We start from the raw sequence: 12,839 nt of genomic DNA, 5'->3' as shown, positions 1-12,839 counted from the left end.
TGAATGCAAGAGAAAAGAAGAGGCGTTTGTCCCTCTTCCTACTCGTGTGTATTAGACTCTTTTTCCCCAGAACTGATAGTAGTCCGTGCGGATGAAGCCATTAAATAATTTACGTTTTTTCGTTGCGCGTTTCCCGTACATTTCTTCATAATTTTCCAATGAAGATAAAATATATACCGACCATGACGGATGCTCTTTCATAATATGTCCTAATATACCCGCAATGTCTTCAGCATCTTCTACTTCACCAAGACGCTCTCCATATGGTGGATTCGCGATCAATACACCATTTTGTCCTTCTATGCGTAAATCACGGACATCTTGTTGCTCGAATTTTATTAAATCCGCAAATCCGGCTTCTACTGCGTTTTGTTGGGCAATATTGATCACGCGGCTGTCGATGTCATATCCTCGGATGTCTAGCTCCACATCATACTTCGCCACATCTTCGACTTCTTCTCGGACACGATCCCATACTGCCGCAGTCATCCATGGCCATTCTTCACTTAAAAATGAACGGTTATAACCAGGAGCCAAGTTTTGACCGATCATCGCTGCTTCAATCGCGATTGTACCAGAACCACAGAAAGGATCTACAAATGGACGATTCGGACTCCATTTTGATAATTTGACAAGCGCTGCCGCCATTGTTTCTTTCAACGGTGCATCCCCTTGTCCTAATCGATAACCGCGTTTATGCAATCCATGACCGCTTGAATCTATCGTCAACGTTACTTTGTCTTTTACTATGGATACTTCAAGTTTAAATAGCGGTCCTGTTTCCTCTAAAAACCCTACACGTTTATAAGCCATTTTCAAACGGTCAACAATCGCCTTTTTAACGATCGCCTGACAGTCTGGCACACTGAATAATTTAGATTTAACGGACTTACCTGCTACTGGAAACGCGGCATCGACCGGCAGAAAATCTTCCCACGGCAATGCTTTTGTACGCTCAAATAATTCGTCAAAAGTGAAAGCTTTAAATTCACCTACTACGATACGGACGCGGTCTCCTACGCGCAGCCACATATTCGCTCGCGCAATCGCTTCTTCATCTCCATTGAAATATACTTTTCCGTTTTCTGTCTGACAGTCATAGCCTAAATCTTTTACTTCGGATGCTACAATAGATTCAAGACCCATTGCAGCGGTCGCAACTAATTTATATTCACTCACGCATAACACTCCATTCTTCGTGATCAAGTGGTTTTGGTCAATTCTATCTATATAGAAGGTTTATGTACATTTTATTCGAATACAAAAGAAAAACTCTCCCAAAACTGTAGGAGAGCTAATTGTAAAGTCATGCCATAGAGTATTCTGTAAGCCATGTTTTGTTCTCCGGTACTCAAACGGCTTACGCCTCGTACTTGGAGCGGTAATCATCTATCTACAGACAATTGCCTGTCCCTTCCTCCATTGAATTCTTTCGGAAGAGCGCCCCTACCATAATTTGGGTTTCTCACTCGTGGGGTTTACCCGTTCCACTCGACATGTTTCCATGCCGACTACGTCACTGTGGCACTTTCAGAGAATCTCATCCATATCCGAAGACGTAGGATTTATTCCCGCCATCAATGCTACTGCATTGCCCCGGCTTATTTTTTCACCGAGCACGAACACTACGGTCATCTCAGATCCGTGTGAGCATGGACTTTCCTCTACAACCGAAATTGCAGCGATTACCTGAATACTCCCTATGGCATTCTTGAGTATACACCAAATCTATCATGCTGACAATGAATTCGTTCAACAACCCGTAGATCCTATTAGCGTGATTCTGTTTCAGCTAATTTGTTTCCAAACACTTCACGTTCTAGGTTAGAAATTCTTTGGATGATATCATAGTTTGTCGATTGTGGCGCAGGTGTTGCGGAACGTCTTTGAGTAGAAATGGCTTCTGCTTTTAACTTTTGGTTTTCTTCTGTCAGACGTGCAATTTCTTTCTTAAATGTCTCGTAATCTTGAATGACATCATCCAAAAACCAGTCGACTTCTTCTTGTTTATACCCACGTATTGCTTGTTTAAATTCTTTTTCTAAAATCGTTTTTGAATCCAGCTTTAATTCCATGACAAAACGTCCTTCCATCTATGATTCCATAAGGTCATTATAGCATAAGTTGTCTTTCTTTGTCTTTAGTCCCTATGCTAGTACTTGTCTTCTGTCGGTTTCTGCGCTTGCCCGGGAAATAGTTTATTTCGTACGCGTATTTCCCGTTTCAGAAAATTATTTTCCATACGTTGAACGAAGCGCTGTGGCAACGTCCGCTGTTTCTGTAACAACTCTTTACCGCTGTGAATCCGTTCGAATGCCTGCATCCATTCTTTGAACTGATGCTCATACAATTTTGCCAGTTCTTCGTACGCCAGCACTTGTTCTTTACCTTCTCCATATGTAGCGACAATTTCAAAAGACTGTACAGCAAGTTCATATTCTTTATGCCTTTTTAATACAAGCCCGAGATGATAATGTGTGAGCGGATAACTCGTTCCATACGTTTCTACAATTCGCTGCAACTCTGAATAACTTTTTTCCGTCAAACCAAGATCTTGAAACCATTTTGCGATATTCGTTGCAATATGGGCATTTTCTTGACTATTTTCGTCCAAGATGATGTCTGTAGAGAGACTAAAAAGTGTTACTAACGAAAGGATATCCCATTCATTATGCGATAGGACTTTCATTAAAATTTCCGCACGGCCATTTTTCACCGCATCTTGATAAATAATAGGAGCCATATGTCCGGGAATATCATCTTTCCGGTGAAATCCTAATTGTTTGCGTTCTACTTCGGTCAACTTGAACGACTCCATTTGCCCTTTCCAAATACGGCGAGATCCATGCAATAGATCGACTTGATGAGGAATGGGTAATGCCGGCAATTGTTTGCGGTGCAACGACCAGCGCGTTTGCAGTTGCGGAAAGTCAAAACTTTTCCCGTTATACGTAACTAATGTTAAGTCTTCCCGCCAAAGCCCCGATGCATACAGAAAAGCTGCTTCATGATCAGGGTTTGGTAAAACATATTGCGTCATAACAAATTCCTCTGCCTGTAATTCCAATAAACCTATTAAGAAAATGACTGCACCGGCGCCTTTTAATCCGGTCGTTTCCGTATCAAAAAACAGTACCTTTCCATCTTTCGGTGAGAGCGGATGCGCATAGCCGGTTTCTGTCCACTGCTTCAATTTTTCTTGAACGTCCCCTAGACAAATATCCCCATGCCTATAAGTCAGCGGATAACGAATGACCCGTTGATAAACAACACCGAAATCATTCTCTATTTTTTCAAGTCCTGTCGTCATCCAGCGTTTTTCGTATGCCGGCGCTGGAGGCTTGCTGAACGTTTCGGCTACTTGTTCCACTACTTTCGTTTTTTTCACAAGTGACTTCATCGCCAGTAATTTTTTCTCATAAGACATGACGATTCAACCCATTCTCATGTTCCGTTCGCAAACAGCTCTTTAGTTTATGTGATGATCTATAGGAATAGAACCTTTTTGTAAGTAGATTCTTCACTGAAACATTCCTCCATGCGTAATATATACTTTGAATAAATTATACCACGTCTGTTAACTGGCTATATTTTGTATAATTCATTCATTGAAAAGCGAGGTAGTCGATAGAAATAAGCAGACGACTTTAGCTAGTTAGAACGGTGATTGGATGGAGTGAGGCTAACTTAGCGTGTCTTGCGGCTTACGCTTCCAGACGATACGCTTTCCGGAGGGGACGCGGTGGACCGTCAAGCGCTGCGAGTTACACCTGTCAAAAGCAAAGATGTGCTCCTTCTCGCTACGCTTCACTCGCAAAAGCCGTCCTTCGCTACGGCTTTTCCTGATCCTCCCGGAGTCGATCGTCTTTCAGCTTCAGCCGTACTTTGTATGTGTAAGACAGTTTGATCACTCTTTGTATGTGGTGAAAGACCAACTAAATAGACTTGTCTGATACAATGCGACCGTTTTTGAAGTTAAAAAGCGGTGAAGTGTTGCTAGCTACTATGACTGTTTCGATGAATGGAGTGAGAAAAGCAATGACTTATATGCATTCAGTCAGGTAATCCAAAGCTCCACCCATACTGTCCAGGAAGCGTAACTTACCATACTTTATTTCTGGAAGAACACTAACTGGCTTCCCGACACAAACTCAAGGATTCTCCCGGAAGAACCGGCGACTCCTGGAGGATCAGGGAAAGCCGTGGCGAAGGACGGCTTTTGCGAGTGAAGCGCAGCGAGAAGGAGCACATTTTGGCACTTGACAGGCGTAATCGCCAACGCACTTCTGGCGAGTCCGCCGCGTCCCCTCAGGAAAGCGTCCGGTTCTGCAGGGAGAATCCTCACACGTACACTACTTTTCCGCACCGCACTGGAGAAGTCACTTATCCCACACCAACTTCTGAACGAACACCAACTGACTTCCCGACACAAACTCAAGGATTCTCCCGAAAGAACCGGCGACTCCTGGAGGATCAGGACGACAGGCGTAATCGCCAACGCACTTCTGGCGAGTCCGCCGCGTCCCCTCAGGAAAGCGTCCGGTTCTGCAGGGAGAATCCTCACACGTACACTACTTTTCCGCACCGCACTGGAGAAGTCACTTATCCCACACCAACTTCTGAACGAACACCAACTGACTTCCCGACACAAACTCAAGGATTCTACCCGTCACGCAAAACGTTTTAACATGCTCCACTAAGGGAAAAAAGAAAAAAAGGAGGCGTGGACTATGCCATTTGACTATGACTTGGACTATAAAACGATTAATATACGAAAGCATAAAGAATTATACAAAGTGGGCAAAGGAGAACAAGGCGTTCTATTAGTCGAACCGTATAAAAGTGAAATCTTACCCCATTGGCGTTTTAAAACTCCTGAGATCGCTAAAGAATCCGCCGAAAAAATTTATGAATTATTTGAACAATACCGAAAAGATGACGATTTCGTCGGAATGGATATGGCCAGAAAATTTATCCAAATGGGGTATACGCGTGCCCGCCGCTACGCCAATCATAAAAGCGGGCGGAAATATGATGAGGACGGGAATGTAAAAGAACGTGAACTCGATCCCGTGAAAGCGGAGTCAGCAGCCATTTTCAAAGAATACTGGGATACTATTCGTGCTGATGAAGATTATTTAAAAAGAAAGAAAGCCCATCAAAAGGCTTATGGGTAAAATGAAGAGGTATTTCACCCAGCATCCCTCTTTTGACGAAAGCAGAATGTAGATATTTTCAATCTGTTCTTCAATCGGTTGAAGGGCATTTTCTATTGTAAATCTTTTTTATACGCTTCTTTTTTTATTCCCCAATCCATAATCGCAGTGAAGACTTTATTAAATTCATAGCCGATAGGAGTCAATTCGTACTCTACTTTTTTAGGCGTCTCTGTAATGATGTATTTGACAAGTACCCCTTCTTGCTCCAGATCTTTCAAACGTTCAGTGAGTAGGCGATCAGAAATTCCATCAATCGCATGCAATAATTCGTGATAACGTTTCGGGCCGTCTAATAATTGGTACACAATTATTCCCGTCCAACGTTTTCCGATAAACTCAATCGCTTGCTTATATAGTTGACAAGCTGCTTCTGTGCAGTGTGAATGATTCGTCATATAATAAAACCTCCTCATGACTTTTCTTTATCTTATCACAATCTAAACACTTGACGCTAAGTACTTACTAAAAGTATGCTATATTAGTACTTACTAAAGATTAGTCCATTTTACAGGAGGAATTATTAATGACAGCGACACTTTCCACTACTATTCGAGAACGCCAATCCGTTAGAAAATACGACCCAGATTTTACAATCGAAAAAGAAGAAATACTAGAACTTTTAAAAGAAGCAACGCGGGCACCTTCTACAAGCAACTTACAACCTTGGGAGTTCATCGTGTTTTTAGATCCAGAAGAAAGAAAAGATCTACGAGCGATTGCTTACAATCAAGAACAAGTAGAAACAGCCTCTGCAGTGATCGCAGTGCTAGGCGACAAAGAACTTCACCAGAACATCGAACCTGTCTATAACAGTATGGTTAAAGCTGGCTTTATCGATGAGACGAGTAAAGATATATTGGTAGGGAATGCAAACAAAGCGTATCCGCACGCACCAGAGGAAGCACGAAAAAACTTAGCTACATTTGACGCCGGTTTGGTGGCGATGCAGTTTATGCTACTTGCGAAGGAACGCGGCTACGCTACCGGAGCTATGGGCGGATTTGATAAAGCACAATTTGCAGAACGTTTTAACGTCTCAGACCGCCATTTCCCGATCGTTTTAATTACACTTGGGAAGCAAGCAGGCCCCGCCTATTCAACGACACGATTTGCTATTGAAGACAAAGTGACATTCAGATAATACACTACTCTGATCTGTCAAAACGGAGAGAGTACAACTACTCTTTTAGTGATTTCACAACTTTAGGTTGCTATTCTCTCAAACAACAGGTAAAGTAAGGATAATTAAACAATCACTTATTTCGAAAATTCCGAAGTAAGGATAGAGGCGCAAAAACCATCAGTACGTACTCAGAGGATGATGAGATCCTGCGAAGATTACGGAAAGGGGAATTTGCCGAAGTGTAGAGAGTCTCATTATTCTCGAAGCTGGTTCTGGGCTGAATAAGTACAGGATTGTCATATAGGAAACTATATGGAGGGCTATCTTATGCAGAGAAATAATTTATTATTTCAAAGCAGCAACGAGCCCTCGTTGCTGCTTTTTGCGTTCTATTATTACCCGCCCTCCACCCTCTTATGTTTTTACTAAAAAGATAGGAAGTGGAGAACCATGAACTTTGGACAAATCGTAACAGCTATGGTAACACCTTTTGATGAACAGGAAAATATTGACTTCGAGGCTACTCGTCAGTTAATCAATCACTTAATAGACAATGGATCAGATGCACTTGTCGTAGCAGGTACTACTGGAGAATCCCCTACCTTGACTGCTAGTGAAAAGGTGGAATTATTCCAATTCACTGTAGAAGTCGTAGCAGGCAGAGTCCCTGTCATTGCTGGGACAGGCTCGAACAACACAAGAGAATCTATCGAACTAACGAAGCAAGCAGAAATGGCAGGAGTAGACGGCATCATGCTCGTCACACCTTACTACAATAAGCCTTGCCAAGAAGGCTTATATCAGCACTTTAAAACAATCGCAGAAACGACAGCACTGCCTGTCATGTTATACAATATTCCAGGACGTAGTGCCGTCAACATGGAGCCTGACACAATTATTCGACTGGCAAATGTGCCGAATATCGTAACAGTAAAGGAAGCAAGTGGTGATCTTGACGCTATGGCTGATATTATCGAACGTGCACCCGAAGGCTTTTCTTTATACAGCGGTGATGACGGTTTGACACTTCCTGTTCTTGCGATCGGCGGTGTTGGCATCGTGTCTGTAAGTGCACATGTCATTGGGAATGAAATGCAGTCAATGATTACAAATTTTAAAAATGGCAATCTTGCGCAAGCAGCGAAAGAACATCGTCAGTTATTACCGATTATAAAAGCGATGTTCTCAGCGCCCAATCCATCTCCTGTTAAAACGGCCTTGAATTTGCAAGGTGTGGCAGTTGGTGGTGTACGCTTGCCGATCGTCGCGTTACGAGAAGATCAAGTAGAATCGCTGAAGCTAGTACTGCCTGCAAGTGAAGAAGCTAGTTTTAAGGTAGTTTAAATAGGAGAAACTGTTGTTGACGTAAGGTATCTCTACGTCAACAACAGTTTTTATTCACCCCGATTCCATAAGTCAATTTATACATCCTCTAGTATGCTCCTTATCTATTACTATTTTTATCTCTCTCCTCTAGTAAAATCTAACACTGGTGGACGAAGAGGTCGCCTTGACACTACTGGCTTTACATCTAAACACTCATTCAAATAGTTCTCGAAGTTTATCGGATGAAACAACGTCGATGGGCGTAAATACGAACGAAATTTGGAGTCATTCAACCACTGGGATACTTTGTGGTCAATCACTCGTTTAAAATCATCTATTGTATAGCCCTCCGCTATACGCGCATTTACTTCCTTTTTCGTAGCCACTGTATTCGCTTTGAATTGCTTGTAGGCTTTTTCATTTAAATAATTAATTATATGCTGCACTGCGTCGAGATTTGTCTCGACAATATCTTTATTTTTATTTATTTTAAGTTCTTTGGTTATTGGCTTGTCGGTTATAGACAGATCCACTTGTTCAGAAGTGACAGGTGCACTTGTCCATTGCGAGTGAACCATCTGCTCTTTTGCGACAGCACAGCAATGGATTTTCGAATAATCGATTCGGTACCATTTGGTATTGTCAATTTTCATTTTATTATATGATGACGTAGAGAGTAGAATTTCTTTTTTCTCAAGATCATAAATAATTCGTCGAATCGTAGTAGGTGACCAGAAAGTAAACTCTTCCGTCCACTCTTCATAAGTGTTATATACCCATTTATGCCCTTCTCGTATATTTTTTGAAACTAGCGAACGGAAATGAAGTTGCTGTAAAAAAACTGCTCCATTCATCCCTACTTGATGAACTAATGACGGTAATAATTGTAGTGGGTTTTCATCGATTAGTAATTTCAACGTAAATTCCTCCTATATAGAATTATTTATGAGACATGTACTCTTCATTTTCTATATAGAATGCTTCTTGCTAAAGGATACAATATACGTACTTTTTTATAAAAAAAAAGCATAAAGCTATATACTTTACACTCTTCCTATCTAATTTCTTAATTTTAGCCCGTTGCGTAATACTGCATAAATCGAAAGTACATATATAGAGAATGCTGGGATGAGCAATAAAAATATTCGACTGTTTATGAAATCATCTATTGTCGAAGGCGCTTGAATATGTAACTCTTCACGTATCATCCCCCAAGCACTAGTAGCATACGCATCTGCCAAAATAACGACCGTTGTAAAAGTGACAAATACATATAACAACGCATTTATATCGAAAGTCGCAAATAGTTGCTTTTCCATATTTCTGGCGTCGTTATAGATTTTTTTCATACTACTTTCTTTATAGCGTTTAGGATTTCTTGAAAACCGTTGCGCTTGTTTCCGATAGATGTATTTCACACTATAATAAAATACTCCTGTCAAAACAAATGTTAGAATTGAAATATAAAATAATGTGTGTTCTTTAATCATTCCCTCTCCGAAAATCGCAATGGAATCGAAAAAAGCTGCTAAAGATAAAAAGAAAATAAGTAAAAACTCCTTCAGCAGATAGACAAGTAGACGAAACCAAAGAAATATATTAGTGGAAGGAGCTACGGAATCTACTACAGGCAAGATAAACACAGCTAACATAATGATGAAATGAAACATAATAATAGAATAGAAAGTGCTACCGACGAATGTTTGCATCCAAGTCATCACTGCACTAAAATAACCTTGCCATGATATTTGATAAATTAGCAAATATGATAATAGAATGAGAAAGATTATAGCCAATACAGCAGCGATGATATTTCGTACCCATACGCCTTCTTTCTTTCCAATCTCCAACGTTTACTCACTATCCTTTCTCTAGTTACTAGATATGCGTATATGATATCAGATAGATAGTTTTTAATAATAGCAATACATGTCTTGAAAGTTCAATCAATTTTTATTATATACTAGAAACGAATCAGAGGAGCTGAAGTCAAACACAACTTCAGCTCCTCTTTTTCATCTAGCTAAATCACTCAACAAATCTCTGGCATTTGCTTTATTTTGTGTTTGTCCTGTTTCCTGAGCACCGATGCAAATTGGACAACCTGACTCACAATGACATTCTGCTATATGTTCTGTAGCAAGCTTTAAAACTTCATCCCAGCGTCCATAAATTTTTTCGCTCAGCCCAATACCGCCTGGATAGCTATCGTACACGTAAAATGTCGGCATGCCTGTGTGAATCGCCTTCACTTGAGGAACGACGTGTATATCTCCCCGATCACATTTGATGAACAATGGGATCAGCGATTGTATCGCGTAAGCCGCAGCTGTCATCGCGTCCGTTAATTCCGACTTTTCCCAGCCTTCCGGGACATCGAAAGTCAACCACGTGCCGGATGTATGCATTTCCTCCGCAGGCAATGAAATCGGTCCTGAGCCGATATTGTCATGCGTGTCGAACTTAATCTTCTTAAAAATAGTTGGAATCGCAAGTACAGCTAAATCTCCATAAGCGAGAATTCGTTCATCTTCATCAATTCTTTTATCTTCACTAATCACTTTTAATTCAACCGCCAAATTAGCATCGGTGAAATAATCAACGTCGACAACCGTGACATAGGCTTTTTTCTCTTCCCAATCCAGTTTCTCTACTTGATATTGGATTCCTTGGTGTAAATAAATCGCCTCTTCATGTAGTAGCGTCATTGCGCTAAAACGATCCATTTCTCCAATGACACGCGTTTCTTTTGGAAATGTCTGATCGATGATAATGACATTTTCTTGTGAAGCAGAGCGTAAACTGATGTCACCTGCCGGAAAACGGTCGGTCATCCAATGCCATTTATCAGAAGTTTGTAATAACACACCTTCACTCTGCAAAAATGCCAACAATTCCTGCACTTCAAATTCTCCATAGTTTTCCGTAGAACTAAACGGTAATTCAAAGGATGCACATTTTAAATGATCCATTAAAATCAACATATTGTCCGGATGAATGTGAATTTCTTCCGGCTGTTGACCGAGCAAGTAAGACGGGTGCTTAATAATGTATTGGTCGAGAGGCATCGATTGTGCTACGTAAATTATTAACGCATCTTCTTGCCTACGCCCTGCACGACCAGCTTGTTGCAACGCGCTTGCAATATTTCCCGGGTAACCTGTCATAATGCACGCTTGCAATTGACCGATATCGATACCGAGTTCAAGCGCATTTGTACTGACGACTGTTCGGATGTCTCCATTTTTTAAACCACTTTCGATCTTCCTTCGTTCAGACGGAAGGTAGCCACCGCGATAACCCATTACTGTTTCATCGAAAAGTTTTTTCTTCGTCAATTCCTTCATATACGTCACGAGCATTTCCACCCGCACCCGACTGCGCGCAAAAATGATGGTCTGTATATGTTGTTGATAGAGGAAAGCGCCTAAGTCCCTTACTTCGAGCACTGCACTTCTACGAATTCCGAAGACTTCATGCACAATAGGTGGATTATAAAAAACAAAATGTTTCTTCCCTCGTGGGGCTCCGTTTTTATCAATGAGTACCATATTTTTATTCGTTAAATTATCCGCTAGTTCCTTAGCATTTGAAATGGTAGCGGATGTACAAATGAAAATCGGATCACTACCGTAAAAACGACAAATCCGCTGTAGACGGCGTAACACATGTGCCACGTGGCTACCAAACACTCCTTTATACGTATGCAATTCGTCTACCACGATGTACTTCAAATTCTCGAACAATGAAATCCATTTCGTATGGTGTGGTAAAATAGCAGAGTGCAACATATCAGGATTCGTTAAAATAATATGTCCTGACTTTCGCACTTTTGTCCGCAGTCCAGGGGCGGTATCCCCATCATACGTATGGCTTAAAATCGCCTCGCCACTCGCTTCAATCAATTCATGTAAGTCCGATAATTGGTCTTGTGCCAATGCTTTCGTCGGAAATAAATACAATGCACGCGATGATGGATTTTCTAAAATAGACTGCAATACGGGTAAGTGATAGCAAAGAGATTTACCCGATGCAGTCGGTGTAATAGCTGTAATTGAATGTCCTTCACTCACTGTATCAAACGCTTCTCGCTGGTGACTATAAAGCGCTGTAATCCCTTTCGTTGCTAGTGCTTTTTTAATAGACGGATGCAAACTGGGAGGAAACTCCGCAATGACAGCCGGCTGTTCTTTCAACGTCTCGATATATGCAATATTTGAACCAAATCGAGGATCGGCAAATAGTTGTTGAATAATATCAGGTATGTTCGGCTTATTCATTCGCACCTTCCCTTTCTTCATCTGCCATCGCATCTAGCACTGTTTTTAATGTATAACGCGCCGCATTAATCGATAAAATATACCGTTTTTTTCCGGTCTCTTTATAAAACGATTGCACGACAAACTGCGTCATGGAATCTTTCAATGAATCCACTTGCACAGCATGAACATAACGCGGTTTACATTTCGTAATCCACTGTTTCATCTCATCCGCCCATTTGGCAATCGCTTGATGGCTTCTATCTGCATATGGTTTCACTTCACTAAAAAAGTCTGGTACATGATCAGTCTCACGCATCGTGTAAAAACGTTCTTCACACTCATCACAAATCGCTAGCAACGTTTTCGTATCTTCTATCCGGCTCATCTATAAAACTCCTTCATTCTGTCACTTTATATGTTGATCCTCGTCATTTACTATCTATAGAATTTTTCACTTATATGAAGTTTATCAGAAATACACGACCTGCTCCACTAATTACGAACAAACATTCCAAGTTGCCATAATTTATCTACATTCCTCAGTAGCGAAATATAGTGACGATGGTGGTTGGATGGAGTGAAGCTGACTTAGAATGTCATGCGGCTTGCGCTTCCAGACGATACGCTTTCCGGAGGGGACGCGGTGGACCCCGCAAAAGTGCGCTGCGGGTTACACCTGTCGCCCTGATCCTCCCGGAGTCGATCGTCTTCCAGCGCAAGCCGTATGTAGTGTGTGTGAGACAGTTTGATTACTCTTTGTAAATGGTGAAAACTAAGTAGAATTGTCTGATACAATCTGATTGCTTTTGGAGTTAGATAACGGTGAAGTGTTGTTAGCCACTTTGACTGTTTCGATGAACTGAGTAGAAATAGAAATGACTCTATATGCATTCACGCAGGCAATCCATA

At 41.2% G+C, this 12,839-nt stretch carries 11 protein-coding genes, 1 other RNA gene and 1 riboswitch; of the genes, 3 read left to right on the top strand and 9 right to left on the bottom strand.

All coding sequences use genetic code 11. The features are described from left to right. Positions 1–51: 51 nt before the first annotated feature. The 4 genes from DV702_RS03690 to DV702_RS03675 all read right to left on the bottom strand — a co-directional run bounded on the left by DV702_RS03690 (position 52) and on the right by DV702_RS03675 (position 3,427). On the bottom strand, positions 52–1,179 hold the full coding sequence (locus tag DV702_RS03690; protein ID WP_114923525.1) for a THUMP domain-containing class I SAM-dependent RNA methyltransferase: 1,128 nt from the start codon (positions 1,177–1,179) through the stop codon (positions 52–54). Between the two features lie 142 nt (positions 1,180–1,321). Continuing rightward, positions 1,322–1,697, bottom strand: an RNA gene (gene rnpB, locus DV702_RS03685) — RNase P RNA component class B. 75 nt (positions 1,698–1,772) lie between these two features. Beyond that, on the bottom strand, positions 1,773–2,075 hold the full coding sequence (gene gpsB, locus DV702_RS03680; protein ID WP_114925823.1) for a cell division regulator GpsB: 303 nt from the start codon (positions 2,073–2,075) through the stop codon (positions 1,773–1,775). Between the two features lie 77 nt (positions 2,076–2,152). Then, positions 2,153–3,427, bottom strand: a complete 1,275-nt coding sequence (locus DV702_RS03675; protein WP_114923524.1) for a ribonuclease H-like domain-containing protein — start codon at positions 3,425–3,427, stop codon at positions 2,153–2,155. Between the two features lie 1,303 nt (positions 3,428–4,730). On the opposite strand from DV702_RS03675, the gene DV702_RS03665 reads away from it, so the two are divergent. Further along, the gene (locus DV702_RS03665) at positions 4,731–5,177 is read left to right on the top strand and encodes a DUF4385 domain-containing protein (protein WP_114923522.1); all 447 of its coding nucleotides are present in this window, start codon (positions 4,731–4,733) and stop codon (positions 5,175–5,177) included. Positions 5,178–5,269: 92 nt separating this feature from the next. Here the strand turns inward: DV702_RS03665 and DV702_RS03660 are convergent, their stop codons facing one another. Next, on the bottom strand, positions 5,270–5,614 hold the full coding sequence (locus DV702_RS03660) for a winged helix-turn-helix transcriptional regulator (RefSeq protein WP_240315676.1): 345 nt from the start codon (positions 5,612–5,614) through the stop codon (positions 5,270–5,272). Between the two features lie 128 nt (positions 5,615–5,742). Between DV702_RS03660 and DV702_RS03655 the strand changes: the two genes are divergently transcribed. Both DV702_RS03655 and dapA read left to right on the top strand, forming a co-directional pair. Continuing rightward, complete coding sequence (locus DV702_RS03655; protein ID WP_114923520.1) at positions 5,743–6,360, top strand: nitroreductase family protein; 618 nt, start codon at positions 5,743–5,745, stop codon at positions 6,358–6,360. Between the two features lie 134 nt (positions 6,361–6,494). Next, positions 6,495–6,673: riboswitch (Lysine riboswitch) on the top strand. A 119-nt stretch (positions 6,674–6,792) separates the two neighbouring features. Further along, the gene (gene dapA / locus DV702_RS03650) at positions 6,793–7,686 is read left to right on the top strand and encodes a 4-hydroxy-tetrahydrodipicolinate synthase (protein WP_114923519.1); all 894 of its coding nucleotides are present in this window, start codon (positions 6,793–6,795) and stop codon (positions 7,684–7,686) included. Positions 7,687–7,802: 116 nt separating this feature from the next. Here dapA and DV702_RS03645 read toward each other — a convergent pair whose 3' ends face one another. The 4 genes from DV702_RS03645 to DV702_RS03630 all read right to left on the bottom strand — a co-directional run bounded on the left by DV702_RS03645 (position 7,803) and on the right by DV702_RS03630 (position 12,315). Then, a complete protein-coding gene (locus tag DV702_RS03645) occupies positions 7,803–8,585 on the bottom strand; it encodes a conserved phage C-terminal domain-containing protein (RefSeq protein WP_114923518.1) in 783 nt (260 codons plus the stop codon). Positions 8,586–8,726: 141 nt separating this feature from the next. Continuing rightward, positions 8,727–9,518, bottom strand: a complete 792-nt coding sequence (locus DV702_RS03640) for a hypothetical protein (RefSeq protein ID WP_114923517.1) — start codon at positions 9,516–9,518, stop codon at positions 8,727–8,729. Between the two features lie 165 nt (positions 9,519–9,683). After that, entirely contained in the window at positions 9,684–11,948 is a 2,265-nt protein-coding gene (locus DV702_RS03635) for a DEAD/DEAH box helicase (RefSeq protein ID WP_114923516.1), read from the bottom strand. Then, complete coding sequence (locus DV702_RS03630) at positions 11,941–12,315, bottom strand: YppE family protein (RefSeq protein WP_114923515.1); 375 nt, start codon at positions 12,313–12,315, stop codon at positions 11,941–11,943. The genes DV702_RS03635 and DV702_RS03630 overlap by 8 nt, the downstream gene beginning before the upstream one ends. Positions 12,316–12,839: the final 524 nt, after the last annotated feature.

The sequence above is a fragment of the Sporosarcina sp. PTS2304 genome, assembly GCF_003351785.1.
Taxonomy (GTDB): Bacteria; Bacillota; Bacilli; order Bacillales_A; family Planococcaceae; genus Sporosarcina.
This window is presented reverse-complemented; position numbering and strand designations above follow the sequence as displayed.

Excerpts from the sequence above, each read along its gene's own strand:
- DV702_RS03675 (WP_114923524.1), bottom strand. The coding sequence starts at position 3,427 with ATGTCTTATGAGAAAAAATTACTGGCGATGAAGTCACTTGTGAAAAAA.
- DV702_RS03665 (WP_114923522.1), top strand. The coding sequence starts at position 4,731 with ATGCCATTTGACTATGACTTGGACTATAAAACGATTAATATACGAAAG.
- gpsB (WP_114925823.1), bottom strand. The coding sequence starts at position 2,075 with ATGGAATTAAAGCTGGATTCAAAAACGATTTTAGAAAAAGAATTTAAA.
- DV702_RS03635 (WP_114923516.1), bottom strand. The coding sequence starts at position 11,948 with ATGAATAAGCCGAACATACCTGATATTATTCAACAACTATTTGCCGAT.
- dapA (WP_114923519.1), top strand. The coding sequence starts at position 6,793 with ATGAACTTTGGACAAATCGTAACAGCTATGGTAACACCTTTTGATGAA.
- DV702_RS03660 (WP_240315676.1), bottom strand. The coding sequence starts at position 5,614 with ATGACGAATCATTCACACTGCACAGAAGCAGCTTGTCAACTATATAAG.
- DV702_RS03655 (WP_114923520.1), top strand. The coding sequence starts at position 5,743 with ATGACAGCGACACTTTCCACTACTATTCGAGAACGCCAATCCGTTAGA.
- DV702_RS03630 (WP_114923515.1), bottom strand. The coding sequence starts at position 12,315 with ATGAGCCGGATAGAAGATACGAAAACGTTGCTAGCGATTTGTGATGAG.